Source organism: Rhodococcus sp. IEGM 1406, from assembly GCF_030056745.1.
In the GTDB taxonomy this organism is placed as follows: domain Bacteria; phylum Actinomycetota; class Actinomycetes; order Mycobacteriales; family Mycobacteriaceae; genus Rhodococcus_F; species Rhodococcus_F erythropolis.
On sequence record NZ_JASHKO010000008.1, the window covers coordinates 50,409 to 75,493 of the forward strand.

23 protein-coding genes and 1 tRNA gene are annotated in these 25,085 nt (G+C 63.1%); 6 read left to right on the forward strand and 18 right to left on the reverse strand.

What is annotated here, in order from left to right:
• Positions 1-31 precede the first annotated feature (31 nt).
• Both QM596_RS28305 and QM596_RS28310 read right to left on the reverse strand, forming a co-directional pair.
• Entirely contained in the window at positions 32-1,327 is a 1,296-nt protein-coding gene (locus tag QM596_RS28305) for a DNA cytosine methyltransferase (RefSeq protein WP_060939008.1), read from the reverse strand.
• Positions 1,328-1,486: 159 nt separating this feature from the next.
• Positions 1,487-1,557: transfer RNA gene (locus QM596_RS28310), tRNA-Cys, on the reverse strand.
• Positions 1,558-1,779: 222 nt separating this feature from the next.
• Between QM596_RS28310 and QM596_RS28315 the strand changes: the two genes are divergently transcribed.
• Entirely contained in the window at positions 1,780-3,066 is a 1,287-nt protein-coding gene (locus tag QM596_RS28315; protein ID WP_378669909.1) for a multidrug effflux MFS transporter, read from the forward strand.
• Here QM596_RS28315 and mraY read toward each other — a convergent pair.
• Positions 3,063-4,139, reverse strand: a complete 1,077-nt coding sequence (gene mraY / locus QM596_RS28320; protein ID WP_003941316.1) for a phospho-N-acetylmuramoyl-pentapeptide-transferase — start codon at positions 4,137-4,139, stop codon at positions 3,063-3,065. The genes QM596_RS28315 and mraY overlap by 4 nt on opposite strands.
• 85 nt (positions 4,140-4,224) lie before the next feature.
• Here mraY and QM596_RS28325 point away from each other — a divergent pair, with 85 nt between their 5' ends.
• Entirely contained in the window at positions 4,225-4,758 is a 534-nt protein-coding gene (locus QM596_RS28325) for a MarR family winged helix-turn-helix transcriptional regulator (protein ID WP_020970065.1), read from the forward strand.
• 93 nt (positions 4,759-4,851) lie between these two features.
• Here the strand turns inward: QM596_RS28325 and QM596_RS28330 are convergent, their stop codons facing one another.
• From QM596_RS28330 to QM596_RS28380, 11 genes are all read right to left on the reverse strand, one after another.
• Positions 4,852-5,628 (reverse strand): enoyl-CoA hydratase, encoded by a 777-nt coding sequence (locus tag QM596_RS28330; RefSeq protein WP_003941374.1) that lies wholly within the window; start codon positions 5,626-5,628, stop codon positions 4,852-4,854.
• Positions 5,628-6,521, reverse strand: coding sequence for a 3-hydroxyisobutyrate dehydrogenase (mmsB, locus tag QM596_RS28335; protein ID WP_283310458.1), 894 nt, complete (start codon positions 6,519-6,521; stop codon positions 5,628-5,630). Before mmsB ends, QM596_RS28330 begins: the two co-directional genes overlap by 1 nt.
• Positions 6,522-6,544: 23 nt before the next feature.
• Positions 6,545-7,603: an enoyl-CoA hydratase/isomerase family protein gene (locus tag QM596_RS28340; protein WP_283310459.1), complete on the reverse strand. Its 1,059-nt coding sequence runs from the start codon at positions 7,601-7,603 to the stop codon at positions 6,545-6,547.
• Positions 7,600-8,760 (reverse strand): isobutyryl-CoA dehydrogenase, encoded by a 1,161-nt coding sequence (locus QM596_RS28345; protein WP_283310460.1) that lies wholly within the window; start codon positions 8,758-8,760, stop codon positions 7,600-7,602. Before QM596_RS28345 ends, QM596_RS28340 begins: the two co-directional genes overlap by 4 nt.
• A gap of 14 nt (positions 8,761-8,774) precedes the next feature.
• Positions 8,775-10,292: a CoA-acylating methylmalonate-semialdehyde dehydrogenase gene (locus QM596_RS28350; protein WP_003941275.1), complete on the reverse strand. Its 1,518-nt coding sequence runs from the start codon at positions 10,290-10,292 to the stop codon at positions 8,775-8,777.
• A 129-nt stretch (positions 10,293-10,421) separates the two neighbouring features.
• Entirely contained in the window at positions 10,422-11,144 is a 723-nt protein-coding gene (locus QM596_RS28355) for a copper homeostasis protein CutC (protein ID WP_020970067.1), read from the reverse strand.
• A gap of 1 nt (position 11,145) precedes the next feature.
• Positions 11,146-11,925: a glucosamine-6-phosphate deaminase gene (gene nagB / locus QM596_RS28360; RefSeq protein ID WP_021334281.1), complete on the reverse strand. Its 780-nt coding sequence runs from the start codon at positions 11,923-11,925 to the stop codon at positions 11,146-11,148.
• Positions 11,913-13,154 carry an N-acetylglucosamine-6-phosphate deacetylase gene (locus QM596_RS28365; RefSeq protein ID WP_069147267.1) on the reverse strand — a complete coding sequence of 414 codons (1,242 nt, stop codon included), beginning with the start codon at positions 13,152-13,154 and terminating at the stop codon, positions 11,913-11,915. Before QM596_RS28365 ends, nagB begins: the two co-directional genes overlap by 13 nt.
• Positions 13,151-14,824, reverse strand: a complete 1,674-nt coding sequence (gene ptsP, locus QM596_RS28370) for a phosphoenolpyruvate--protein phosphotransferase (protein ID WP_019749211.1) — start codon at positions 14,822-14,824, stop codon at positions 13,151-13,153. The genes QM596_RS28365 and ptsP overlap by 4 nt, the downstream gene beginning before the upstream one ends.
• A complete protein-coding gene (locus QM596_RS28375) occupies positions 14,824-15,093 on the reverse strand; it encodes an HPr family phosphocarrier protein (RefSeq protein WP_283310461.1) in 270 nt (89 codons plus the stop codon). Before QM596_RS28375 ends, ptsP begins: the two co-directional genes overlap by 1 nt.
• Positions 15,094-15,095: 2 nt before the next feature.
• On the reverse strand, positions 15,096-16,439 hold the full coding sequence (locus QM596_RS28380; RefSeq protein ID WP_019749213.1) for a PTS transporter subunit EIIC: 1,344 nt from the start codon (positions 16,437-16,439) through the stop codon (positions 15,096-15,098).
• Between the two features lie 327 nt (positions 16,440-16,766).
• On the opposite strand from QM596_RS28380, the gene QM596_RS28385 reads away from it, so the two are divergent.
• Together QM596_RS28385 and QM596_RS28390 are read left to right on the forward strand one after the other, a co-directional pair.
• The gene (locus QM596_RS28385) at positions 16,767-16,997 is read left to right on the forward strand and encodes a PTS sugar transporter subunit IIB (RefSeq protein WP_003941324.1); all 231 of its coding nucleotides are present in this window, start codon (positions 16,767-16,769) and stop codon (positions 16,995-16,997) included.
• Complete coding sequence (locus tag QM596_RS28390) at positions 16,994-17,452, forward strand: PTS sugar transporter subunit IIA (RefSeq protein WP_019749215.1); 459 nt, start codon at positions 16,994-16,996, stop codon at positions 17,450-17,452. Before QM596_RS28385 ends, QM596_RS28390 begins: the two co-directional genes overlap by 4 nt.
• 54 nt (positions 17,453-17,506) lie before the next feature.
• Here QM596_RS28390 and QM596_RS28395 read toward each other — a convergent pair whose 3' ends face one another.
• The 3 genes from QM596_RS28395 to QM596_RS28405 all read right to left on the reverse strand — a co-directional run bounded on the left by QM596_RS28395 (position 17,507) and on the right by QM596_RS28405 (position 21,992).
• A complete protein-coding gene (locus QM596_RS28395) occupies positions 17,507-18,256 on the reverse strand; it encodes a GntR family transcriptional regulator (RefSeq protein WP_019749216.1) in 750 nt (249 codons plus the stop codon).
• Positions 18,257-18,405: 149 nt separating this feature from the next.
• Positions 18,406-19,179: an SWIM zinc finger family protein gene (locus QM596_RS28400; protein WP_020908321.1), complete on the reverse strand. Its 774-nt coding sequence runs from the start codon at positions 19,177-19,179 to the stop codon at positions 18,406-18,408.
• Positions 19,176-21,992 (reverse strand): DEAD/DEAH box helicase, encoded by a 2,817-nt coding sequence (locus tag QM596_RS28405; protein WP_211919131.1) that lies wholly within the window; start codon positions 21,990-21,992, stop codon positions 19,176-19,178. The genes QM596_RS28400 and QM596_RS28405 overlap by 4 nt, the downstream gene beginning before the upstream one ends.
• Before the next feature lie 92 nt (positions 21,993-22,084).
• Here QM596_RS28405 and QM596_RS28410 point away from each other — a divergent pair, with 92 nt between their 5' ends.
• Both QM596_RS28410 and QM596_RS28415 read left to right on the forward strand, forming a co-directional pair.
• On the forward strand, positions 22,085-23,005 hold the full coding sequence (locus QM596_RS28410) for an NADP-dependent oxidoreductase (RefSeq protein ID WP_283310463.1): 921 nt from the start codon (positions 22,085-22,087) through the stop codon (positions 23,003-23,005).
• Positions 23,006-23,085: 80 nt separating this feature from the next.
• A complete protein-coding gene (locus QM596_RS28415; protein ID WP_283310465.1) occupies positions 23,086-23,787 on the forward strand; it encodes an HNH endonuclease family protein in 702 nt (233 codons plus the stop codon).
• Between the two features lies 1 nt (position 23,788).
• Here the strand turns inward: QM596_RS28415 and QM596_RS28420 are convergent, their stop codons facing one another.
• Positions 23,789-25,021 carry a metal-dependent hydrolase family protein gene (locus QM596_RS28420; RefSeq protein WP_021334169.1) on the reverse strand — a complete coding sequence of 411 codons (1,233 nt, stop codon included), beginning with the start codon at positions 25,019-25,021 and terminating at the stop codon, positions 23,789-23,791.
• Positions 25,022-25,085: the final 64 nt, after the last annotated feature.

The following is a 25,085-nucleotide window of genomic DNA, read 5'->3' on the forward strand; positions in this document are numbered from 1 at the left end:
TGTCGGCCCCATTTTCCGTAGGTGCTCTATCTCAGCCGAGTGCCTTCTTGATCTCTCCTGCCAGTACCGACGCCAGCTGCGGCGGCACCGCATTGCCGATCATCGTGCGCACCGCTCCCCACTTACCCTCGAAGACGTAGTCGTCGGGAAAGGTCTGGAGGCGAGCAGCTTCTCGAACGGTCAACGATCGCGTGTGTTTCGGATGCACGTTGCGTGAAGCCGAGATCATCCCGAAAGTGGTTCCGACCGTGGACGCCGGCTCGTCCCACCGGAGGCGCTTGTACGTCGTGTTGTACCCGGACGACGGTCGCATGGCCGGATCTTCGTTGTCGTGCGCCGACATTCCTTCTGGTACATCACGCAGCCACCGCAAGACGTGCTCGGGATGCTCGACGGCCCAGTGCAGCGGGTCCGTCTCGCAAGCCTGCCCGGATTCCAGCGGGGCCAGGTCGACGGTGGCATCGCGAAAAGTCCTCAGCGGCGCAACACCATTCACGCCGTGAGTCTTCGGCGGAAAACGCAGCGGCCCGATACTACTGTCGCGGCGGGTCGCCACGATGAACACTCGTTCCCGGAACTGCGGGACGCCGTAATCCTGCGCATTGACCGTGTTGACCGACGCGTCGTAACCGCATGCAGCCATCTCGCCGAGAATCCGGTCGACGACCATCCCACCGTCCGGGTCCTTCATGCTGAGCAGCAGTCGCACGTTTTCCATCACCAAGACCTTCGGCTTCACCAATTCGGCGAGCTGCAGCAGGTTCCGGAAGAGATGGTTGCGCGGATCGTCGCGGTCTCGCCGGCCGGCGAGGCTGAACCCCTGACACGGCGGTCCCCCAGCCAACACATCGATGTCCACTTGTGCCAGAAGATCTTTCACCCGGGCTTCGTCGATCGCCCGAAGGTCCTCGCCGAGGCACCTCGCGCCGGGGAAGTTCCGATCGAAGGTCGCACGCGCCTCCGGCACGACTTCGATGTATCCCTCCACCGAAAACCCCGCCATCCGAAAGCCTTCGGCCATACCGCCACAACCCGAGAACGCTGTCAATACGGTGGGGCCGCCGCTTCCTGCCCCCGCGACGGCACGCCTGGCCACCGAGGCGGGGTCGTTGACCGGTGTCACTCGACGCGCACGGGTACTGCCGCTCGATCGCTTCCGGGGTGCCGCGTACGTACCCTCACGCTTGGCCGCTTCCAGCGCGGAGAGGGCCGTGAGAACTGCTCGTTCCGCCGGTGGCTTCGGATACGCCTTGTCGAGTTCCCACGCGGAGACGACGGCTGACGAGACTCCCGCTTGACGGGCGAACTGGAACTGACTGATCCCCACGTCCAAGCGCCGTGATCGCAGGTCCTGTCCCGAAATCAATTCAGTGCCTCACTCATATGGTCCGCTCGCTCCGGCAGCCCAGACTATCGCAGCCGACCCCGTGAACCGGGACCTCACAAGGAAGACCGGCAGGCGGTATGCCTTCCGGTCTCCGACACGAGCGGATGACGGGACTCGAACCCGTGTGAACGGCTTTGCAGGCCGGTGCCTAGCCACTCAGCCACACCCGCGTCAGTGAGTAACTCTGCCCTGAGTCACGGCGTCGAACCACAGTTCCGCTCAGCATGATTCGAGTGCGATCCCACCCGCCGTTCCAGTCTCTGGGAAAACTGCGAGCCCTTCGGGAACAAATCGGTCAGTCTCGATGCTGACTCCCTCGGCGGGCGCAGATCATACGAATTTCGCCCGAACGACCGAGCAGTTCGCCAGACCCAGACAACCCAGAAGGTTTCATGAGTGCCGAGAACACCGCCGTTGCCCCGCCCGTGAAGGCAGCCCCGCCCATAGAGGCAGCCCCGCTGGAAATGAGCAGTGTCGACCGTAAGCCCAGCGTCGGGAAGATTCTTGCCCTCGGTTCCATGACTGCGCTCGGGCCCTTCACCATCGACATGTACCTGCCCGCGCTGCCGGATATCGGCGCCGATCTCGGGGTCTCGTCGTCAACGGTTCAGCTGACGATCACCGGAACTCTCATCGGCCTCGCACTCGGACAGCTGTTGGTCGGGCCGCTCTCGGACACTCTCGGCCGCAAGAAGCCGCTGCTCGCCGGGATCGGTGTGCACATCCTGGCTTCGCTGCTGGCGGTCTTCGCACCGAGCATCGCGGTCCTCGGCATCCTGCGGGTTTTCCAGGGCATGGGCGCGGCGGCCGCGGCAGTGGTCACCATGGCGATCGTCCGCGACCTCTACAGCGGTAACACCGTTGCCGTCGTGATGAGCCGGCTGATGCTCGTGCTCGGCGTTGCGCCGATCCTGGCGCCCAGCATCGGTGGCGCCCTCCTCGTCGCCCTCGACTGGCGCGGGATCTTCGTCGTCCTGGCACTGATCGGCGTCGGCACGGCGATGATCGGTGCTTTCGGACTGTCCGAAACACTGCCGAAGGAAAAGCGTCGCCCGAGCGGATTGAAGTCGGTTCTCCGCACCTACGGTTCGCTGCTCGGCGACCGCACGTTCATGGTCCTGACGCTCGTCTCCAGCGTCGGTATGGCGTCGTTGTTCGCGTATGTCTCAGGCGCGTCGTTTGTCTATCAAGATCAGTACGGCCTCAATCAGCAGGAGTTCGCACTGCTCTTCAGTGCGGGCGCGATTGCGTTGATCGGTGCTTCGCAGGTCAACGTCCGACTGCTCGATCGCTGGACTCCTCAGCAGATCACCAAGTGGGCCCTCGTGGCTGCAGTTGTCTCCGGGGCCGTCGTCATTGCCGTCGCGGTCCTGGAACTGGGCGGGCTCGCCGGATTCGTGATCGCACTGTGGGTCATGGCCGGTGCCATCGGGTTCGTTCTTCCCAACGCCCCGGCACTGGCGCTCGCTCGTCACGGCGAAGCGGCCGGTACTGCCGCGGCAATGCTCGGTGCATTCCAGTTCGGTGTCGGTGCGGCCATCGCGCCGGCCGTCGGCCTGCTGGGAAACACGAGCACAGCCCTGGCCGTCACGATGACGGCGTGTGTGTCGCTCGGTCTGGTCGCTCTTCTGGCTACGACCCGAAAGAGTGATACGACCCGAAAGAGTGAATCGGTCTAACCGGCAGCGGAGAACCACTCGCTGTAGAAGGTGGCAAGTCCCAGGACGCACGAGATCGCGACGAAGATCCAGAATCTTGCGATCACGACGGTTTCCGGCCAGCCGAGTAACTCGAAGTGATGATGGATCGGGGCCATCTTGAATACGCGTCGGCCGGACGATCGGAAGACCAGAACCTGGATGATCACCGACAGGATCTCAGCCACGAACAGGGCGCCGATGATGACCATCAGCAGCTCGGTGTGCGTCGTGACGGACAGGCCGACCACCAGGCCGCCCAGCGCCAAGGAGCCGGTGTCACCCATGAAGATCTGAGCCGGGGCGGCATTCCACCAGAGGAAGCCGAGGCACGCCCCGCCTGCCGCGGCAGCGACGATAGCGAGATCCAGGGGGTCACGAACGTCGTAGCAACCGGCGGCAGGCTCGAGGACACACGAGTTCCGGTACTGCCAACCGGCGATGACGACGTAGGTCCCCAGGATCATGCCCATCGAACCGGCCGCGAGACCATCGAGACCGTCGGTGAAATTGACGGCGTTGGACCAGGCGAACACCAGAATGCAGAAGAAGACCACAAAGCCGATGGCACCCATGGAGAACACCGAGATATCTCGCACATGGGACAGGTACTGGCTTCCGGGGGTGACTCCGTTGTTGTTGGAGAACTGCAGGAACAGAATGCCGAAGATGATGGCGCTCGCCAGCTGACCGACGGTCTTTGCCGTCTTGTTCAGCCCGAGATTGCGCTTCTTGCGGATCTTGATGAAGTCGTCGAGAAAGCCGACGATTCCCAGTGACGTGGCGAGCGCGAGAACCAGCCAACCGGATGCAGACAACCGCGGTAGCCGCGAGCCGAAACCGATGATGTGTGCCGCCAGGTAGCCCGCCCACATGCCGGCGATGATCGCGATGCCGCCCATCGACGGGGTGCCACGCTTGCCCTGATGACTCTGTGGACCCTCGATCCGAATCTCGTGCCCGAGCCCCTGCCGCGAAAGCACACGAATGAGAAACGGAGTCAGGAAGAGCGCGACGAACAACGAGACGCCACCCGCTACGAGGATTGAAATCACCCGTGGGACTCTACAGACGTAAGCGGCTGCGACACACAATCAGACAAGGCACCCGACCGCTTGCCAGCATGGGATGATCGAACTTATGTCTCCCCCCGCGCCGCTCCCCCTCGACCCCATCGAAGAGGCGCATCGTCAGTGGACGAAGCACGGTTGGAGCGATGTCGCCGACGGTATGGCTGCGGTCACGTCGGTGATGCGTGCGCAACAGATCATGATGGCGCGGGTCGAAGAGGTACTCAAGCCTCTCGGGCTGACCTTCGCCCGCTACGAACTGCTGACGCTTCTCACCTTCACCAGGTCGGGCGCCCTCCCGATGGCCAAGGCAAGCGCCCGACTCCAGGTTCACCCCACCAGCGTCACCAATGCCGTCGACCGTTTGGAGAAAGCGGAGCTGGTCAGACGGGTCCCGCATCCCAGCGATCGACGTGCGACGCTCATCGAGATCTCCGACGCGGGTCGCGCGCTGGCCCTCGAAGCCACTGAAATGCTCAACAGCAAAGTGTTCGCACACCCCGGACTCCAGCAGGACAAGCTCGAGCAATTGGTGACGATCCTCACTGAACTTCGCAAGACTGCGGGTGACTTCGACACCGGCGGCGCGCCCACCAAGTGGTGAACCGACGACCCGTACACACAAAGAAACTGCCCTCACACTCTCGACGAGTGTGAGGGCAGTTTCAGCTGTTCGAAAGTTCAGCGCTAACGAATTTCAGCGGTGCTTGAACTCGGCGGACCGCTTCTCCACGAACGCGGTCATGCCTTCCTTCTGATCCTCCGTCGCGAAGGTCGAGTGGAACACCCGACGCTCGAAGCGGACGCCCTCGGCGAGTGTGGTCTCGAAGGAACGGTTGACCGCTTCCTTGGCCATCATCGCGATGGGCAGCGACATCTCGGCGATGGTGGTTGCGGTCTTCAATGCGTCGTCGAGCAGATCGGCGGCCGGAACGATCCGGGCAACCAGGCCTGCGCGCTCGGCCTCTTCTGCGTCCATGTTGCGGCCGGTCAGGCACAGCTCCATGGCCTTGGCCTTACCCACGGCGCGCGTAAGGCGCTGTGAGCCACCGATACCCGGAATGACACCGAGCTTGATCTCGGGCTGGCCGAACTTCGCGGTATCCGAAGCGATGATGAAATCGCAGAGCATCGCCAGTTCGCAGCCACCACCGAGCGCGTACCCGGAGACGGCGGCGATCAGCGGCTTACGAGCGGCTGCGACGCGGTCCCACGGGGTGAAGAAATCTTCGACGTATGCGTCCATGTACGTCTTGGACTGCATTTCCTTGATGTCGGCGCCGGCGGCGAAGGCGCGCTCGGAACCGGTGATCAGGATGGCTCCGATGCCGTTGTCCGCTTCGAGGTCGGCAACCGCGGCGACGACCTCGTTCATCAGCTCGGAGTTCAGGGCGTTGAGAGCCTTCGGGCGGTTGAGCGTGATGACGCCGACGCGACCCTTACGCTCGAGGATGATGGTGTTGAAGTCGGTCACTACTGTCCTTCGGTCGAACGGTCACGGATGTCGTTGATGATGGCAGAGAAGTCCTGACCGCCACCGCCCGCGGCGTGGAAGCGACTGTAGAGTTCCGCGGCCTTGAGCCCGATCTCCGCATCGACGCCGTTGTTGCGCAGCGCATTTGCAGCCAGACCGAGGTCCTTGTCCATCAGCGCGACAGCAAAGCCGGGCTGGTAGTCGTTGTTGGCCGGGCTGGTGGGCACCGGTCCCGGTACCGGGCAGTTGGTGGTCAGTGCCCAGCACTGCCCCGAGGCGTTGGACGCCACGTCGAAGAGCGCCTGGTTGCTCAGGCCGAGCTTCTCGCCCAGCACGAATGCCTCGCTGATCGCGATCATCGAAATGCCGAGGATCATGTTGTTGCAGATCTTGGCAGCCTGGCCGACACCGGCGTCGCCGCAGTGAACGACCTTGCGGCCCATCACGTCCAGCAACGGTGACGCGGCCTGGAAGTCAGCTTCGGATCCGCCGACCATGAATGCCAGCGTGCCTGCGGTAGCCCCGACGACTCCACCGGAGACCGGTGCGTCGACGCTGCGGTGACCGGCCGCTTCGGCCTCGTCGTGTGCCTCGCGGGCGTCTGCGACGTCGATGGTGGAACAGTCGATGAACAGCGTGCCCGGTGTTGCCACCGGCAGCAGCTCTTCGTACAGACCCAGAACATGCTTACCGCTCGGCAGCATCGTGATCACGACGTCGGCACCGCGAACGGCGTCGACCGCCGAATCCGCTACCGATGCACCGTCTTTGACTGCCTGCTCCAGCGCCGCGGGTGCCAGATCGAAACCGACGACCTTGTGTCCGGCCTTGACGAGATTGGCCGCCATCGGGCCACCCATGTGACCGAGTCCGATAAATCCAATGGTGCTCATTAGTGATGCTCCTTCGGCGGTGATCAGTTGCCTTGCGGTTGAGGGGTGAGTCCGAGCTCGTTGTCGCCCAGCGGGGCGAAGTAGGCATCGACGGATTCAGCAGTGACATCTTCGAGGGTTGCCGGCAACCACTTCGGGTTTCGGTCCTTCTCGACTACCTGGGCGCGAATACCCTCGACCAGGTCGTGTGAGGCGAGCGCTGCCGTCGAGACCCGGAACTCCTCGTTGAGGACTTCTTCCAAGCTTGCTGCTTCCTTGGCATGTCGCAGGGATCGCAGGGTCACCGACAGTGCAATCGGGGACTTGCCGAGAATCTGCTCCGCTGCCTTCTCCGCCTCGGGGATTCCACTCGCTCGAAGACGCTCGACGATGGTGGAGACGTCGTCGGCAGAGTACGCGGCGTCGATCCAGCTCTGCTGGGCCAACAGTTCCGACACCGGAGCCGGCTCCGCGTACTGCGCCACGGCGTCGGCAACCGAAGACGACGCGAGTGCGGCGATGAACGTCTCGATGTTCTCCGACGGGATGAAGTGATCCGCGAAGCCTGCTGCGATGGCATCGCCGGCGCTCAGCCGCGCCGTGGTGAGCGCGATGTGCGTTCCGAGTTCACCGGGAGCACGCGAGAGCAGGTAAGTTCCGCCCACGTCAGGGATGAAACCGATTCCGGTCTCGGGCATTCCGATCATCGAGCGCTCGGTCACGATGCGAATGTCGCCGTGTGCGGACACTCCGACGCCGCCGCCCATGACGATCCCGTCCATGATTGCGACGTACGGCTTCGGGTAGTTCGCGATCTCGGAATTGAGGATGTACTCCTCACGCCAGAAATCGAGCGAACCGGTCTTGCCGTCCTTGGCGTCGTGGTAGATCGAGACGATGTCGCCGCCGGCGCACAGACCACGCTCGCCGGCGCCCGTGAGTACGACCGCCTTGACGTCGTCGTCGGACTTCCATTCCTTGAGTGCCTTGGCCATCGCCTTGACCATCGAGTGGTTGAGGGCGTTGATCGCCTTGGGCCGGTTGAGGGTGATGAGCCCCAGTCCGTCACGCTTTTCGATCAATACCTCGAGCTCGTCGCTCATGCTGCTCCTTGCTTTCCCTGACCTGATGCGACCACGCTTCGCGCGATGACCACCCTCATGATCTCGTTGCTGCCTTCGAGGATCTGATGAACCCGAAGATCGCGGACGATCTTCTCGATCCCGTACTCAGCAAGATAGCCGTACCCGCCGTGAAGCTGGAGAGCCTTGTTGGCTACGTCGAACCCGGTGTCGGTGGCAAAGCGCTTGGCCATCGCACACAACTCCACGACGTCGGACGCTCCGTCTTCGAGTGCGGCAGCGGCGCGCCACAGCAACGTCCTGGCCGCTTCGAGTTCGGTACGCATGTCGGCGAGCTGGAACTGCAGGGCCTGCGACTCGATCAGTGCCGAACCGAAAGCTTTGCGGTCCACCAGATATGCGACTGCCTTCTCCAGCGCCGCCTGGGCCCCACCGACCGAGCAGGCGGCGATGTTCAGCCGGCCGCCGTTGAGACCCTTCATAGCGATGCGGAAGCCGCTGCCCTCTTCACCGAGCATGTTGGCGGCAGGAACTCGCACGTCTTCGAAGATCACCTGACGGGTGGGCTGCGCGTTCCAGCCCATCTTGACCTCGTTGGCACCGAACGACAGTCCGGGCGAATCCTTGGGCACGATGAACGCCGAGATCCCTTTGGCACCGGCAGATCCGGTGCGTGCCATCACGACGTACACGTCGGAAGTGCCTGCGCCGGAGATGAACTGCTTGACGCCGTTGAGGATGTAGTCGTCGCCGTCACGAACGGCCTTGGTGCTCAAGCCCGCAGCATCGGAGCCAGCGCCGGGTTCGGTGAGGCAGTAGCTGCCCAGTTGATCCATCGAGCAGAGTCCGGGGACCCACTTGTGGCGCTGTTCGTCGTTGCCGAACTGGTCGATCATCCACGTGACCATGTTGTGGATGGAGATGTACGCGGCGATCGACGGATCGCCCTTGGCCAGCTCTTCGAAGATCCGGGCAGCGTCGACGCGGCTCAGCTCACTGCCGCCCACGTCTTCACGAATGTAGATACCGCCCATTCCCAGGGACGCCGCCTTACGGAGGACGCCCACCGGGAAATGCTTGGTTTGATCCCACTCCACTGCGTTGGGCGCCAGATGCTCGGCCGCGAAGTCGCGGGCAGTGTCACGAATCGCCCGCTCGTCATCGGTCAGAGTAAACATGGAAGGTAGTCCGATCAGTTCATCGTGGGGATGACGAAGTGATTGGTCTCTTCCTTCTTGCCGGAAGGCCAACGCTGCGTCACCGTCTTGGTCTTGGTGTAGAAGCGGAAGGAGTCGGGACCGTGCTGGTTCAGGTCACCGAAGCCGGAGCGCTTCCAGCCACCGAAGGTGTGGTACGCGATCGGGACCGGGATCGGCACGTTGACGCCGACCATGCCGACGTTGACGCGAGCGGTGAAGTCACGCGCGGTGTCGCCGTCGCGGGTGAAGATGGAGACGCCGTTGCCGTACTCATGTTCGGTCGGAAGACGCAGTGCCTCTTCGTAATCGGCAGCGCGAACCACCTGAAGGACAGGTCCGAAGATCTCTTCCTTGTAGATGCGCATGTCCGAGGTGACGTTGTCGAACAGGGTTGCGCCGGCGAAGAATCCACCTTCGTGGCCTTCGAGGGTGAAGCCGCGGCCGTCGACGACTGCCGTTGCGCCTTCGTCGATGCCGATCTGCACGTAGTTGTTGACGCGGTCGAGGGCATCCTGGCAAACGAGCGGTCCAAAATCGACGCCTTCGTCGTCACTGCGACCGATCTTGAGCTTCGCGACGCGCTCCTTCAGCTTCGCGACAAGAGCGTCCGCGGTCTCCTCGCCGACGGGAACGGCAACCGAGATGGCCATGCAACGCTCACCGGCACTGCCGTAGCCTGCACCGATCAGGGCGTCGGCAACCTCGTCGAGGTCGGCGTCCGGCATGACGATGGCGTGGTTCTTGGCGCCACCGAAGCACTGTGCGCGCTTGCCGTGAGCTGCGGCCGTCTCGTAGATGTACTGAGCGATCGGCGTGGAGCCGACGAAGCCAACAGCCTTGATGCGGTCGTCGGTGAGCAGGACGTCGACAACTTCCTTGTCACCGTTGACCACGTTGAACACACCCGCAGGCAGTCCGGCTTCGAGGAACAGCTCAGCCAGTCGCAGCGGGACAGAGGGGTCACGCTCGGAGGGCTTGAGGATGAAGGCGTTACCGGCGGCGAGGGCGGGGCCGGCCTTCCACAGCGGGATCATCGCGGGGAAGTTGAAGGGCGTGATGCCTGCGACGACGCCGAGCGGCTGACGCATGGAGTACACGTCGATGCCGGTGCCGGCACTCTCGGTGAATTCACCCTTGAGCAGGTGCGGAGCGCCGACGGCGAACTCGATGACCTCGAGGCCACGCTGGATGTCACCCTTGGCGTCGGCGACGGTCTTGCCGTGCTCGGACGAGAGGAGGCGGGCCAGAGAATCCATCTCGGCCTGAGCGAGCTGCAGGAACTTCATCAGCACGCGGGCGCGCTTCTGCGGGTTGAATGCTGCCCACACCTGCTGCGCCTCTTCGGCATTGGCGATGATGGCTTCGGTCTCGGCCTTGCTCGCGAGGGGGACGCGGGCCTGCACCTTGCCGGTGTTGGGATCGAACACGTCCGCAAATCGATCAGATGTCCCGGGAACACGCTTGCCACCGACGAAGTGCGTCAACTCGTGAACCGTCGCATTTTCAACCATTGTGCTAACCCGTTCCTTGCTCGTATGGACCGCCCAGGAGGCAGCAGTGAATATGTCTACCATCCTATAGTTGGATGTCCATGTATGTCTAGAGCCCAAGGGCCGTGCGCCTTTATTAACCGCGGGGGGTTAATAAAGGCGCACAGCGCGGAGCGCGGCTGCCGCTTCCTGCGCGACTACTGCATCGGTGACGTCGTATCCGTCCGATCCCCCGCCCGGGCCACCGGACACCGCGACAACCTTGCGTGCCGAGAGATGCACCGCATCGACGCCGACTGCGGCGATTGCCGGGATGTCGTCGACGGTTATTCCGCCACCGGCCATGATCTGGATCCGGCCTGCGGCATGTTCGACCATTCGACCGATCTCGTCGAGGCCCTCGCTGCAGGTGTCCGCACCCCCGGACGTCAGCACGCGGGTCACGCCCAGGTCGATCAGTTCGTCCAGCGCGGTCAGTCGGTCGGCCACCACGTCCATCGCACGATGTACCGTCACCTCGACCCTCGCACGGTCCACGCATCCGATGATGCGACGCAGCACGACGGTGTCGATCGTATTGTCTTCTGTCAGCGCGCCGACCACGATGCCGGAAGCTCCACCGGCCACGGCCGCACGTACGTCGTGCTCCATCACCCACACTTCGTCGGGTGAGAACACAAAACCTCCGGCGCGCGGACGGATCAGCGGGTGAACCGCGATCCCCACTTCCGACGCTGCCTCGATCACTCCAATGCTTGGCGTCAATCCCCCCGTCGGACCGAGCGCCGCACACAACTCGACTCGAGTCGCTCCTACCGAACGTGCGATCCTCGCCCCCCGCACGTCCTGCACCGCCAGCTCCAGAACCGTCATGTCAGAAGGACTGCCACGACGGCTTGTGCTCGAGCGCATACCGGTAGTAGTCGGCAAGTTTGAGCGAACTGGCCGCAGCTTCGTCGATCACGACGGTGACATGGCGATGCAATTGCATCACCGAAGCCGGGCAGAACGCAGACAACGGACCTTCGACGGCAGCGGCGATCGCATCGGCCTTACCCTCTCCGGTCGCGATCATCACCAGATGCCTTGCATCGCTGATGGTTCCGAGACCCTGGGTGAGCACATGGTGTGGGACGTCGTCCACCCCGTCGAAGAACCGTGCGTTGTCGATCCGGGTCTGCTCGGTCAGCGTCTTCACGCGAGTTCTCGAAGTCAACGACGATCCTGGCTCGTTGAAGCCGATGTGACCGTCGGTGCCGATGCCGAGCAACTGCACGTCCACTCCCCCGGCCGCCGCGATGCTCTGGTCGTATCGCGCGATCTCTTTCTCCGGGCACGGCGCTTCACCGTTGGGACTCGACACCATCGCCGGATCCAGATTGACGTGATCGACGAACTCCGACCGAATCACCGAGTAGTACGACTGCGGATGGCGTTTCGGCAAGCCCAGGTACTCGTCGAGCAGAAACGCCCGAGCCAGCGAGAAGTCGAGTTCGGCATCGCGATGCCTCGCTGCCAGTTCACGATAGGTTCCGATCGGCGACGACCCCGTTGCAAGCCCAAGCGTCGTCGCCCCGGCTCTGACGTAGCCTTCGACGATGTCCGCGACGGTCGAGTCGACCTCCGCGGGTGTCGGCTGAATTACGATTTCCATGATTGTTCCTTTCCGGCGGCTTTTCCGCCGAGTAGTACACGCCCCAGGCGCAAGTGACGATCGGTGACCACGATGTCGGCTCGGCAGCCCACGGCCAGCGATCCGATCAGGTCGCCAAGTCCCAGCAGACGCGCTGGGCTCCGAGTTGCCGCTGCGACAGCGTCTTCCAGCGCGACGCCGCCGTCGAAGACAGTGCTGCGAAGCACGTCGAGCAATCTTGCAGTCCCTCCGGCGATGGCACCGGAACTGCCGTCGGTGGTCGCGAGTCTTGCCACTCCGTCGGCAACCGTGACGTCGAGCGCACCGAGTTGGTAGTCGCCGTCGTCCATTCCGGCCGCGGCCATCGAATCACTGACCAAGGCGATCTGGTCCGGTCCGACAGCGTCGAAGACCATCGACACGGTCTCGGGCGCAAGATGCACACCGTCTGCGATCAGTTCCACCACCATCTCGCCTCTCGCGGCAGCCGCCAGGCACGCCGCGACGGGACCCGGAGATCGATGGTGCAGGGGCGGCATCCCGTTGAAGAGGTGGGTTGCGCTGATCTGACCGGCCCAATCCCCTTGCACCGCAGCATCGATGCGCGCCGATGTCGTTGCCGCGTCCGCATCGGTGTGACCGAAACTCGGCACGATATTGCGATGACGCATGATCGCGAGCAACTCTTCGAAGTTCTCGGTCTCGGGCGCCAAGGTCATGGACCGCACGGTCCCCCGCGCAGCGTCACAGACGGCTTCGAGAAGGTCCGGATCGCCGGGCACGATCGCCGCCGGATCCTGGGCACCGCAGCGAACGCCGTTGATGAACGGCCCCTCGAGGTGGATACCCAGAAGTTCTCCGCGTTCGACCAGATCGGCGAGCATCGTTGCTTGTCGGACCAGATCTGCGCGCGGTGCAGAGACCAGGCTGGCCAGCATTCCGGTCGTGCCGTGCTCACCATGGTGCGCCGCAGCGCGGCTCGCACCATCGGCGTCGGTGTTCGGGAAACCAGCACCAGCTGCGCCGTGGCTGTGGACATCGATCAGGCCGGGCATGATCACCGTGTCGGTGCGTTCCGGAATGACGACGACCGGTGCGGACGCCATGTAGTCCGCAGCCGAGCCGACCCAGCTGATCTTCTCACCGTCCGCGACCACAACTCCGTCGTGAATCTTGCCGATCGGAGACCCGATCACCGTTCCCCGCAGTACGAGCGGATCGCCGACAGCAGCCGAGCCTGATGTACTCATGCTGACTCGCGAATCCGCGCGACAGCTGCTCTACCCTCGAGCGGGTTTCGCGCGCCCCGCGCCGCAGCGGCCATGTCCTTGCACACCGCCAGATCGAGAGAGGCCAGTTGCGCGCGAACTGCGCCCAATGCCGGGACCGACATCGACAGACTCGTCACGCCCAAACCGACCAGAACCGGAGCCAACAGCGGGTCCGACGCGGATTCTCCGCACACACCAACAGGTTTCCCGGCGTCGGCGCCCGCCTGACCGACCATCGCGATCAGATCGAGGACCGCCGGCTGCCACGGATCGAGCAGTTGCGCCAGGCCTCCGGCCATACGATCCACGGCGCAGGTGTACTGGCTCAGATCGTTGGTGCCGATACTGACAAAATCGAGGTGCTCGAGGATATCCTTCGCTCGCAACGCTGCAGCCGGAATCTCGATCATTGCTCCGACCTTGCCGATCCCCCGCGAACGCGCAAGTTCTGCAAAGTCTTTCGCCTCGTCGGCAGTGGCTACCATCGGCGCCATCACCCACAGATCGGCGCCCGTCGCGGTGCCTGCCGCCGCGAGGGCGTCGAGCTGACTGATGAGGGTGTCGGGATAGACCGTGCCGACACGAAGTCCGCGGATACCAAGGGCCGGATTCTCCTCGACCCCGAGATCGAGAAACGGCAACGGCTTGTCCGAACCCGAATCGAGAGTGCGGACCACCACCTTCTGTCCGGCGAAGTGCCCGAGCACCGACGCATACGTCTGCGCTTGCTCCTCCACCGAAGGTGCGTCGTGGCGCCCGAGATACGAGAATTCGGTACGGAACAGTCCGACGCCCTCACAATCCGCCGCCCCGGCCCGCGCGGCGTCCTCGAGGGTTCCGATGTTGGCCGACAACCTCACCGCGAACCCGTCACGCGTGCGTCCTGGACCATGTGCCGAAGCTGACTGCTCTGCCACGAACGATGCTTCGAGGACAGCGCGCTCGCGCATTTCTGCCGAGGGATCGATGGTGACCGTCCCGGTGGTGCCGTCGAGGATGAGGAGTTTTCCCTCCGCCAGCAGATCGGTTCCCGAGCAGTTGACCACGGCCGGGATTCCGAGCGACTTCGCCAAGATTGCGGTGTGGCTGGTCGGACCTCCTTCGGCAGTCAACAATCCGACCACGTCACTGTTGCCCAACGTCGCTGTATCTGCCGGAGCGAGGTCGCGCGCCACCAGGATGTACGGATGACCGGGAGCGGGGATTCCGGGCATCGGTTCCCCGCGAAGAACGGCCACGGCTCGCTGCCCGAGATCGCGCAAATCCGTTGCCCGCTCGGCCATGTACCCACCGAGCGCCGTGAGCTTTTCACAGAATGCGTCGAAGGCAACTGCGACGGCGTGTGCGGTCGGCAACCCCGATTCCAGGTTCGCCTTGGCCGCCTTCACGATGCCCGCATCGCGCGCCATCGCAGCCGACGTCGTCAGGATCTCCGCCGACACGCCCTCGACTGTCTCTGCACGCGAGAGCAGTTCCTCCGCGACGGCGTCCAGTGCCTCACGGATCCTGATCAGCTCCGCCTCGGGACTGCCGGTGATCGGGTCCGACGCCGAAGTCGGCTCAGGCGTGGAGAATCGCAACCACGGCGCACAGACCGAACCCGCGCTCACTCCGATACCCGCGATGCGGTTGTCCACACTCGCCGTCATCAGGCTTCGTCCAGTTCGGAGGCGAGAAACTCTGCGAGCGAACCGACCGCAGCATCGGCGCCGTCACCGTCAGCACGCAACGTCACCGAATCCCCAAATGCGGCTCCGAGAGTCATGACAGACAACATGCTGGAGGCGTCGACGGGTTCGCCGTCGCCCAGCGAGATGGTGACGTCGACCGGCAGGTCGGCCGCGGCGCGCGCGAAGAGCGCTGCGGGTCGTGCGTGGAGCCCGACTCGGGATCCGATTGTCGTGGTTGCGATCGCCATGGTCAGCGTCCTCCCAGTTCCTTGTCGAGCTTGTTTTCCAGTTCGGCGACGAGCGGGGCGTCGGTGCGGCTGTCACCTTCGGCAGCCAGTGCCAGTTCGGCCTCGAGCAGCGCGGCGTCGGGCTCACCTGCGGCCACCTCGACCTCTTCTTCTCGTCCCGGCGTGCGCAGATTCCACTTCTTGATGACGAAGCTGAAAAGGAAGTAGTAGATCACGGCGTAGCCGAGTCCGATCGGGATCAACATCCATGCGTTGGTTGCCTTGCCGAAGTTCAACACGTAGTCGAAGAAGCCTGCGGAGAACGTGAATCCGTCGTGAATCCCCAGCGCATTGACCAAGGCCATCGACGTTCCGGTCAGGAGCGAGTGGATGACGTACAGCGGCCACGCGACGAACATGAAGGAGAATTCGAGCGGCTCGGTGATACCGGTGAGGAAAGCAGTCAGGCCGGTGGAGAGCATGATGCCGCCGACGAGCTTCTTCTGAGAAGGCTTGGCGTTGCGCCAGATTGCGAAGGCTGCAGCGGGGAGGGCGAACATCATGATCGGGAAGAAGCCGGTCATGAACGTGCCGGCAGATGGGTCGCCGGCGAAGAACCGGTTGAGGTCGCCGCGAACGATCTGTCCGCTCGCGTCCTGGTAGTCGCCGATCAGGAACCACACGGCGGAGTTCAAGATGTGATGCAAGCCGGTGGGGATCAGGAGGCGGTTCGCTGCGCCGTAAATGCCGCCGCCCACAACGGTATTGGAAGCAACTGCTTCACCGACCCAGTTCAATCCGGAGTTGAACAACGGGTACACGAATGCCATCAGGACACCGACGACGAGACCTGTGATCGCTGTCAGAATGGGAACGAGCCTGCGCCCGTTGAAGAATCCGAGATAATCGGGAAGCTTCGTTCGATAGAACCGCTGCCACAAGATCGCCGACAGCAAGCCCATCACGATGCCGGCGAGCACACCGTAGTTGATCAGTGATTGATCCCCGTTCGGGTCGGTCTTCCCTTCGAGGACGATGGGCGACATCGCCTTGAACACTCCGTCGATCACCATGTAGCCGACGACGGCTGCCAAGGCAGTCGAGCCGTCGGCCTTCTTGGCCCAGCCGATCGCGATACCGACGGCGAAGATCAGCGGCAGCCACGTGAAGACTGCTTGTCCTGCCGCAGAGATCACTGCAGCAGCACTGTGCATCGAACTGAATCGCCCGAGCAGGTCGTCCTGGCCGAGGCGGAGCAAGATTCCCGCAGCCGGCAGAACGGCGATCGGAAGCATCAAGCTTCGGCCGAGGCGTTGAACCCCGGCGAACACTTTCGATTCCTTCTTCGGGGTGTCTTCGAGAGTCATCAAGGACCTTCTTCGTTCGCCGGGCCGCGTCGCGATCGGCCGCTGGTTCTGGAAATTCGGGTGTCGTGCACGTGCAGGTTTCGTGAAAATGCAGGTCACGGTTCATGCTCGGAAGTGAGGGCAAAACCGTTTTGTCGAAACTGTTGTGGAGCCGGACTTCCAACGGGTACTGTCCGGTCATAACCAGTTGTAGTTTTACCTGGTGGAGGCGAGTTGTCAACACCCAAATGTGACATACGTAACCGGGATAGCCTTGACCAGCAACTAGTCAGCCCACCTGTACGACCGTTCAACGATCACGACCAACCCGACAATCAGGAGCAGCAAATGTCGAAAGCGGAAGCAATCATCAAAGGCCTCGGCGGCGCAGAGAACATCGTCGAGATCGAGGCTTGCATCACCCGCCTGCGTACCGAGGTCAAGGACGGAGCGAAGGTGAACGAGTCCGCTCTCAAGGCTGCCGGTGCACACGGCGTGCTCAAAGCCGGAACGGTTGTCCAGGTCATCGTCGGGCCCGAGGCCGACACCCTTGCCGAGGACATCGAGGACATCCTGTGACGGTCGTCCTCGCCCCGCTGCCCGGCCGGGTCGTCGCACTCGCGGACGTCCCGGACCCGGTGTTCGCTCAGCAGATGGTCGGCTCGGGCGTCGCGATCGAACCCGCCCGCGGTCAAGGCCCGCTCACGGTCGTGGCGCCGATCAGCGGAAAGATCCTGAAACTGCACCCCCACGCGTTTGTGATCTTCGGCGAGAAGGCCACCGGCGTGCTGGTCCATATCGGCATCGACACGGTCAAGCTGGAAGGCGACGGATTCACGCTCATCGCCGCCGAGGGTGACACCGTCGATGCGGGTGATCCCATTGTCAGCTTCGATCCAGCGCACATCGACACGACCGGCTACTCGGCGATCTGCCCGGTTGTCGTGATGGATTCCAAACCGGACACCGTCGAATCCCCTTCCGTCGGTGGGGACGTCGCCACAGGCGACACTCTGTTCGACTGGTCGGCGTAACGCAAAGGGCGAGCACACCGGAAGGTGTGCTCGCCCTTTCGTTTCGAACGATGGCTATTGGTCGCCGCGCGTTTTGGGCCGCGCCTGGCCCTGCACTTCCATCTGCAACTGGTAGCGGTCGGATCGGTACCAACTGCGAGTGTGTTCGACCGGTGCTATCTCACTGAACGACACTCGATCGAAGTACAGGACCGGAGCGCCTTTACGAGTGCCAAGGAGAGTCGCGATCTCCGTACTGGCACCATCTGCACTGACAGTCTGCTCTGCCCGGTCGATCGGCTTGTCGTACTTGTCAGCGGTCGCCCGGTAGATCGAACCCGTCAAGTCCATGTCGAGTAGACCAGGCAACAGTTCCGGATTGAACCAGCCGTCGTCCACACTCACCGGCTCGCCGTCGGCGAGGCGCAAGCGCTTGACGTGATAACCCTCGGAACCCGGTCTCATATTCAGTGCGGCAGCAGTGCTTTCGGGGACCGGCCCCTGCTCACTGACCAGGACCACTGTAGTGGGGTGATGCCCCTGGGCCCTCATCTCCTCGGTGAACGACGCAAGGTGCAGCTTGGACTGGACAGCGCGGTGCGCGACAAAGGTGCCCTTGCCACGCACACGCACGAGGTGTCCGTCATTGACCAACTGGCCGATGGCCTCGCGAACAGTGATCCGACTGACGCCGTAGTCCTGCATCAGGTTTCGCTCGCTGGTCATCAAGTCGCCAGGCTGGAGTTCTTGGGTGCACTTGCGCAGGAGAATGGTGCGCAACTGCTCATGTTTGGGTATTGCGCTGTCGCGCAAATGAACGGGCATCACAGCGACTGTCCCTCCGACAAATGAATAGTCGTCTATTCGCCGACGATAACGATCTGAAATCGCGGGCAGGTCCCGACCGGACCGGTCCAATTAACGATACTGGAATTCACGGTAGGAAACTAGCATCAGTCCGGAGTTGTCCGATTTCAACCGTCCAACCGTCGGTAGATGGACCGTATTTCGTCCAAGGCGACGTTCTGCTGAGCCATGTCCAATCCCAGTGCCGCAACCGCCTCACGCAGACGGCGGATATCCAGATCGTCTATCGCCGGTCGAAATTGCACCTTCGGTAGCGCGGGGAGGGCAGCCGCGATTCCGAACCAATTCTCGACGTCTACCGGAACAGTCGACTCGTCCTCCACTCCCCCGATCAACTGCTCCAGGTCGACCCCGCGAAGTCTCAGCAACCTCAGCGGATCGGTGTCGATCTGCTCGGCAGTCAAGAACGCCACGGCCGCAGCGTGTTTGCACGGCCAGCCGACATCGGGGCAGGTGCAGTCGAAACGGAAAGCCGACGGGCCGTCCGGTATCAGTTGGGCAGCAAGCATGTCCGGGACAGTGCCGGACACCAGCGCGGCAAGGCTTCCCGGCACTCGGCGGATCTTGGTGATGATGTCGTCGATATCCGATTGATCAAGAGTGTCGATCGACAGCGTGGAAACGAAAGGTTGAAGTTGGCTGCCCTGAACCTCGGCCGTCACCACTCCCGGTTCGATGTCGAGCGCCAAAACCTGACCCGAACGCGCATACGTTCGCCCACGCGTGACACGAGGTTTGTCGCCGATCTCTTCGACGACGCGGACAAAAGCCTTGCCCCAGAACGTTCTCCCGAACGCTGGACGAGGCTTGACCGGCGCAGGTGCTCGCCGCCGGGGCCCGGTGTACTCGCTGAAATCGGGGCCTTTACCGCGCGGACTCATTCGCCCACCGCGTCGTCGCCGAGTCGCAACAACTCGTCCAATTGCTCGACGCTCATCTCCGTCACCCAGTTCTCACCGGTCCCGACTGCAAGTTCGGCGAGTTCACTTTTACTCGCGATCATCGTGTCGATTCGCTCTTCCAAAGTTCCGACACACACCATCTTGCGGACCTGCACGTTCTTTCTCTGACCGATGCGGAAGACACGGTCCGTCGCCTGGTTCTCAACCGCCGGGTTCCACCATCTGTCGAGGTGAACCACATGGTTGGCCGCTGTGAGATTCAGACCCGTGCCGCCGGCCTTGAGCGAGAGCACCATGATGGGCGGACCGTCTGCGCCTTGGAATGCCTCGACCATCGCGTCGCGTCCAGCCTTGGACACACCACCGTGGAGAAACGGAACCTCGGTGGTGAACCGGTCGGCCAGGTACGGCACCACTAATTCCCCGAACTCACGAAACTGTGTGAACAACAGAACCTTCTCGTCATCGGCCGTGACCGACTCGACGATATCTTCGACCAGGCCAAGTTTTCCCGAACGGTGTTGCCCGCGGCGCATCACCGGCGAACCGTCGCGCAGGAAATGCGCCGGATGATTGCACACCTGTTTGAGTTTGGTCAGCGCAGACAGGACGGCGCCTTTGCGCTTCATCCCTTCCGTTCCCTTGATCTGCGCCATCATCTCGTCCACCACGGCGCGGTACAACGCCGCCTGTTCCTCACTGAGATTCGCTCGAACCGTCATCTCCAACTTCTCCGGGAGATCCGCGATCACGGAGGGATCGGTCTTGACCCGTCGCAGCACAAAGGGGGACGTGACGGCTCGCAGTCTCGAGACGGCAAGTTGATCTTTTTCCCGCTCGATCGGCACGACAAACCGTTTGCGGAACATCTGCTCAGAGCCGAGTACCCCGCGATTGGCAAAATCGAGGATGGACCGCAACTCGTCCAGCCGGTTCTCCACCGGTGTTCCGGTCAGAGCAACGCGATGGTCCGCAGGAATGCTGCGAGCAGCGCGGGCCTGAGATGTCTTGGCGTTCTTGATGTGTTGAGCTTCGTCAAGCACCACGCGCCGCCAGTCGAGATCCTTGAGCGCCGCGACGTCGCGGGTCATGAGCGCGTAGGTGGTGATCACCAGATCACTCTCACGAACTGCCTGTTCCAACTCCGCCCCGGTAGCGCGATCCGAACCGTGATGAATGTAGACGCGCAGGCTCGGCACAAATCGCGCCGCTTCACGCTGCCAGTTTCCCACGACCGACATCGGACACACCAAAAGTGTTGCTGTCTTGGACTTCTCGTGCGCAAGTAACGCCAACAGTTGCAGCGTCTTACCCAGACCCATGTCGTCGGCCAGTACCGCGCCGAGCCCGAGAGCACTCATGTACGCCAACCAGTCGAGACCGCGTCGTTGATACGGACGCAAAGTCGCGTTGACCGTCGACGGTACCGCGACCTGCCGCGGAGCTACCGACTGGTCGAGCAGTGCAGAAGCCCATCCGGTTGCCTTCACTTCCTCGACCGGCAGGTCTTTGAGGTCGTCGGCGATCAAATCCTTGATCAGATCGACAATCGCCCGGTCCCCGCTCGAGTGCCGCTGACTGACAAAACGAGCCGCGCGGGCCAGGACGTCTTTGTCCGCCTGAACCCACTCGCCGCGCAACTGGACCAGATCGGACTTCGCATCGACCAGTCGGGTCATTTCCTCGGCGGTCAGTACCTTGTCTCCGAGCGCCAATTCCCAATCGTATTCCAGCAATTGGTCCATACCGACCGTACGATTCTCCGCAACGATCGGAGACGCCGCCGAGGTCACCCGCACACGCAGGGATGGAGACACCACGTTCCAGGCACGCGGAAGCAGCAGCGTGATCCCTCGCTCTCGCAGGACTGTCGCGCCGTGTCCGACCAGGTCCATCACGACAGGAGTGGGCAGCAACAGGTCGAGACTGTCCTCGTCGCGCGGCACGTCGCGAAATCGTGGGTAAGCCTTGATCGCCTCTTCGAGTTTGCGGCTGCCGAGCTGGATACGTTTGGGATCCGCCCGGTGCAGTCGAACACGTTCGGGCGCTTCACCTTCGGGACGCAAACACACGTGCAGACGCCACAGCGCATCGTCGTCCGGATCGGAATTGTCGTCGAGTTCAGGCTCGATCAGCCGCAGAACCAAGTCCGGCTCTCCGGCGGTGAACGTCGACCCCCATTCGGCGAGTCCCTCGGCCGCTCGTACCGACACGTCGTCGAAAGCGTCCCCGGACAACACGGCCTGCCACAGCGGGGTCTGCACCACCGGATGCGAGTCACCGAGAACACGACGGACGATCGGGTCCGTGAGTTCGTTCGTGATGTCTTCGATCGTCGCCCTCGGCGAGCCGACCGCCCGCTGCACCGGCGGCATGGCCACTACCAATTCGCCGATCCAGGCGCGCTGGCGTTCCCCCACCGACAACTGCCACCGCGGCCACCAACTACCCTCGGCTCGCGTCAGCGCCGGCACCACCCGCCCGGCGCGCACCCAACGGTCGATTCCTCGCGCCACGTGCACGAGAAAGTGCAGGTCTCCCGCGATTCGCTGGTCGTCGGCCTTGAACCGTAGCAGGAGATCGACTGCGTCCGGCGGCGCCAACGCAACCGCTGCGTACTCACTCTGCAAAGGCCCGCCAGGCACGGGCGGCATAGCGACATTCACACGATGACGGAACTTACGATGCAGGACAGCACTGACCGGATCTCGCGGATCGTCGGTTCCGGCACCGTCGTGCCCGTCGACCCACAGTTTGAGCCCCGATCCCGGTGACCAGAGTCCATGCAGCATCCGACCATCCAATCAGGTGCCACCGACACCGCTCTTCGTCACCACCCTTCCGGACCGTCCTTCCGATCTGGCTGGGCAATAGGCTGGCAGTCATGACGACGGCATACGGCTTCACCGAGTACGGCGGACCCGACACACAGTCCTACTTCGACGTCACCCTGCCCCCACCGGGTGCCGGCCAACTGCTGGTGTCGGTCCGAGCGGCGGGCGTCAACCCAGCTGACTGGAAAGTTCGCGCAGGTACTCGAAAAGATACTGTCCCGGTGACGCTGCCTGCGGTTCTGGGCCGCGAAGTGTCCGGTGTTGTCATCGGAGTAGGTCCGCGGGTCACCGAGTTCGAGGTCGGCGACGAAGTGTTCGGCGCTACCGCTACCGGCTTCGGCGCCTACGCCGCGTCGACATTGCTCAACGTCTCCTCGACAGCACACAAGCCGCCGACCGTGTCCTGGGCCGATGCCGCGGTGCTGACAGTTGCGGCGGGAACGGCTTACGACGCTCTCCACGGTCTGGGTCTGAAATCCGGGGCAACACTCCTGCTCCTCGGTGCCGGCGGCGGCGTTGGTCGAAGCACGACCGCGATTGCGATGTCTCGAGGCATCGACGTCATCGGCGTCGCGAGTGAGTCCAAGCGAACCTCGATCGAGGGCGCGGGAGCACGGTGGGTTGCGTCGGGAGACGCCTTCGCAGGCGAAGTGTCCGCGTTGTACCCAGACGGAGTGGACGCGGTTTTCGACCTGGTCGGCGGGGACACTCTCACTCGCGGCGCTGCGCTCGCCCGACCGGACGCGCCGATCCTGAGCATCGCCGATCCTCTGGCGGCGAGCCGACTCGGCGGCGGCGGTGTCGAACGCCGAAGAACTACAGCAGTATTCACGGAGGTCGCGGCGCTCGTGGCCGACGGGACCCTCGACCCGTCCGTGTCCGGCCGTTACCCATTCTCCCGCGCTGGGGAAGCGCTCGCTGCAGTCGAAGACGGCCATTCAGCCGGCAAAGTGGTGATCGAGTTCGGCTGATTTCTGTCGGCCCCCGATGGTTCAATCACGGTCTACGACGGGCGGCGTTGAATCACCGTCTACGACGGACGGGGGCACAGGTGGTTGCACGGTTATCTGCGATCCTGTCGACGCTCGCGCTCGTATGTCTCGTCGCGTCCTGCGGATGGTTCGGGGACGAGCGTCTCGATTCGGCCCCGGGCAGCCCGACACGATCGGAACTGGAAGAGCTGCTGTCCCGGACCGCGATTGTCGACAACCGACCACATCCGGGTGGATACGAGCGCGGCTGCGGTAACGGCGAGGCTTGCGTCTTCGGCCCCGCTTGGTCCGACGACCAGGACGCACCTGGTGGCCACGACGGGTGCGATACCCGCAACAACGTTCTGGCCCAAGATCTCTCGGACGTGGTGTTCAAACCGGGAACACGTGACTGCGTCGTACTGTCGGGCGCGATGACCGACCCGTACTCCGGTGATCGCATCGAATTCGAACGCAGCCAGGCCAAGTCCGTTCAGATCGACCACGTCTTCCCACTCGCCGCGGCTTGGGACTTCGGCGCGAACTCCTGGACGCCCGCGCTTCGGATGAGGTTCGCGAACGACACGTCACTGAACCTGTTGGCCGTCAACGGCCCCGACAACCAGTCGAAAGGCGACAGCACGCCCGGTGAGTGGTTGCCGCCCAATCCTGCATACCGATGCTTTTACGCCGGCAAGTACTTGACCGTCGCGATTTCCTACGGCTTACCGGTCAGCCGGGCGGATCACTCGGCGTTGACAGAACTCGCCACTCGCTGTTGAGCTACCGGCCGTCCTTCACCACTCGACCGCTCTGAATGACGAGTGCGATGCGCTCACGATCGGCGAAGATGGACGGATCCGTCAACGGATTGCCGCGGAATGCAACGAGGTCGGCGAACTTGCCGACTTCGATGGTGCCGACCTCGTCGGCGATACCGAGAATGTCGGCGTTGATCCGGGTAGCGGAAACCAATGCGTCCATCGGGGTTTCGACCTTGGCGCGCAGGACTAGCTCCATTCCCCGGCCCGTTTGATCGGTACCGATGAGGTCCGATCCCAGTCCCACTCTGACGCCGGCATTTCGAGCAGCAAGAAGCCCGTCGATCTGACCCTGCATCATCTGACCGATCCGAGCCGAAATCGATTCGGGTAGACCTGCTGACGCCGCGCTGTCCGAGAGTGCCTGCACCACAGCCAACGTCGGCACCAACGCGACGTCGTGCTCGGCCATCAACTTGGCAGTCTCGTCGTCGATACCTGAGCCGTGCTCGACGCATTTCGCGCCGGCAGTGACAGCGTTTCGGATTCCCTCGTTGTTGTGGGCATGCACCGTGACATAGGTACCGCGCGCATTGGCTTCCTCGACGGCAACTTCGATCTCGTCGACCGTGAACTGGGTATCGGTGAGCTTGTCATGAGTCGATACCACTCCCCCGGTAACACACAGTTTGAGGAAGTCCGCACCCCTGCGGAACGTCTCGCGAACGTTCTTTCGCATTTCGTGCGGACCGTCGGAAAGCAGAGACATACAACGTAATCCGGGGATGTCATGATCGGACCAGTCCGAAGTCGGCTCCCACTCGGCCGCCAGGTGTCCGTGTCCACCGGTCTGGCACTGGATCGGGCCGCACTGAATGATCCGCGGACCCGGAATCTTGCCCGAGGCGACAACTCCGGCGAGTCCACCGTCGATTCCGCCGCAGTCACGAACAGTGGTGAATCCCCCGTCGAGGGTCGATGCGCAGGTCGCGAACATGTCTGCAGCGAGTTCGGCTACCGAGATCTGACGCCGCAGGCTAGGTGCGAGATCGCTCGATCCACCGAGATGAACGTGTGCGTCGATGAGGCCGGGAGTGATTGTCAGCCCGGTGCAGTCCAGCACCTCCGCCCCCGCGGGCGGCGTTCCACCGAGTGCACTGATGCGGCCATCTTCCACGGCAACAGCGCAGTTCTCGATCGGGTCGGCGCCCGTGCCGTCGATGATCGTTGCACCGGTCAGCCATACGACAGACATATTGAATGTTCCTCCGACGTGTACCGATCGCCGGAAGATTCCGCCGACATACCGAATAGGGTTC

Coding starts and splice junctions, on each gene's coding strand:
- QM596_RS28400 (WP_020908321.1), bottom strand. CDS start 19,179: ATGAGTCCGCGCGGTAAAGGCCCCGATTTCAGCGAGTACACCGGGCCC.
- QM596_RS28395 (WP_019749216.1), bottom strand. CDS start 18,256: ATGCCCGTTCATTTGCGCGACAGCGCAATACCCAAACATGAGCAGTTG.
- ptsP (WP_019749211.1), bottom strand. CDS start 14,824: ATGACGGCGAGTGTGGACAACCGCATCGCGGGTATCGGAGTGAGCGCG.
- QM596_RS28345 (WP_283310460.1), bottom strand. CDS start 8,760: ATGTTTACTCTGACCGATGACGAGCGGGCGATTCGTGACACTGCCCGC.
- QM596_RS28385 (WP_003941324.1), top strand. CDS start 16,767: ATGTCGAAAGCGGAAGCAATCATCAAAGGCCTCGGCGGCGCAGAGAAC.
- mmsB (WP_283310458.1), bottom strand. CDS start 6,521: ATGAGCACCATTGGATTTATCGGACTCGGTCACATGGGTGGCCCGATG.
- QM596_RS28375 (WP_283310461.1), bottom strand. CDS start 15,093: ATGGCGATCGCAACCACGACAATCGGATCCCGAGTCGGGCTCCACGCA.
- QM596_RS28315 (WP_378669909.1), top strand. CDS start 1,780: ATGAGTGCCGAGAACACCGCCGTTGCCCCGCCCGTGAAGGCAGCCCCG.
- QM596_RS28365 (WP_069147267.1), bottom strand. CDS start 13,154: ATGAGTACATCAGGCTCGGCTGCTGTCGGCGATCCGCTCGTACTGCGG.
- QM596_RS28420 (WP_021334169.1), bottom strand. CDS start 25,021: ATGTCTGTCGTATGGCTGACCGGTGCAACGATCATCGACGGCACGGGC.
- QM596_RS28405 (WP_211919131.1), bottom strand. CDS start 21,992: ATGCTGCATGGACTCTGGTCACCGGGATCGGGGCTCAAACTGTGGGTC.
- QM596_RS28380 (WP_019749213.1), bottom strand. CDS start 16,439: ATGACTCTCGAAGACACCCCGAAGAAGGAATCGAAAGTGTTCGCCGGG.
- QM596_RS28340 (WP_283310459.1), bottom strand. CDS start 7,603: ATGAGCGACGAGCTCGAGGTATTGATCGAAAAGCGTGACGGACTGGGG.
- QM596_RS28325 (WP_020970065.1), top strand. CDS start 4,225: ATGTCTCCCCCCGCGCCGCTCCCCCTCGACCCCATCGAAGAGGCGCAT.
- QM596_RS28355 (WP_020970067.1), bottom strand. CDS start 11,144: ATGACGGTTCTGGAGCTGGCGGTGCAGGACGTGCGGGGGGCGAGGATC.
- nagB (WP_021334281.1), bottom strand. CDS start 11,925: ATGGAAATCGTAATTCAGCCGACACCCGCGGAGGTCGACTCGACCGTC.
- QM596_RS28410 (WP_283310463.1), top strand. CDS start 22,085: ATGACGACGGCATACGGCTTCACCGAGTACGGCGGACCCGACACACAG.
- QM596_RS28350 (WP_003941275.1), bottom strand. CDS start 10,292: ATGGTTGAAAATGCGACGGTTCACGAGTTGACGCACTTCGTCGGTGGC.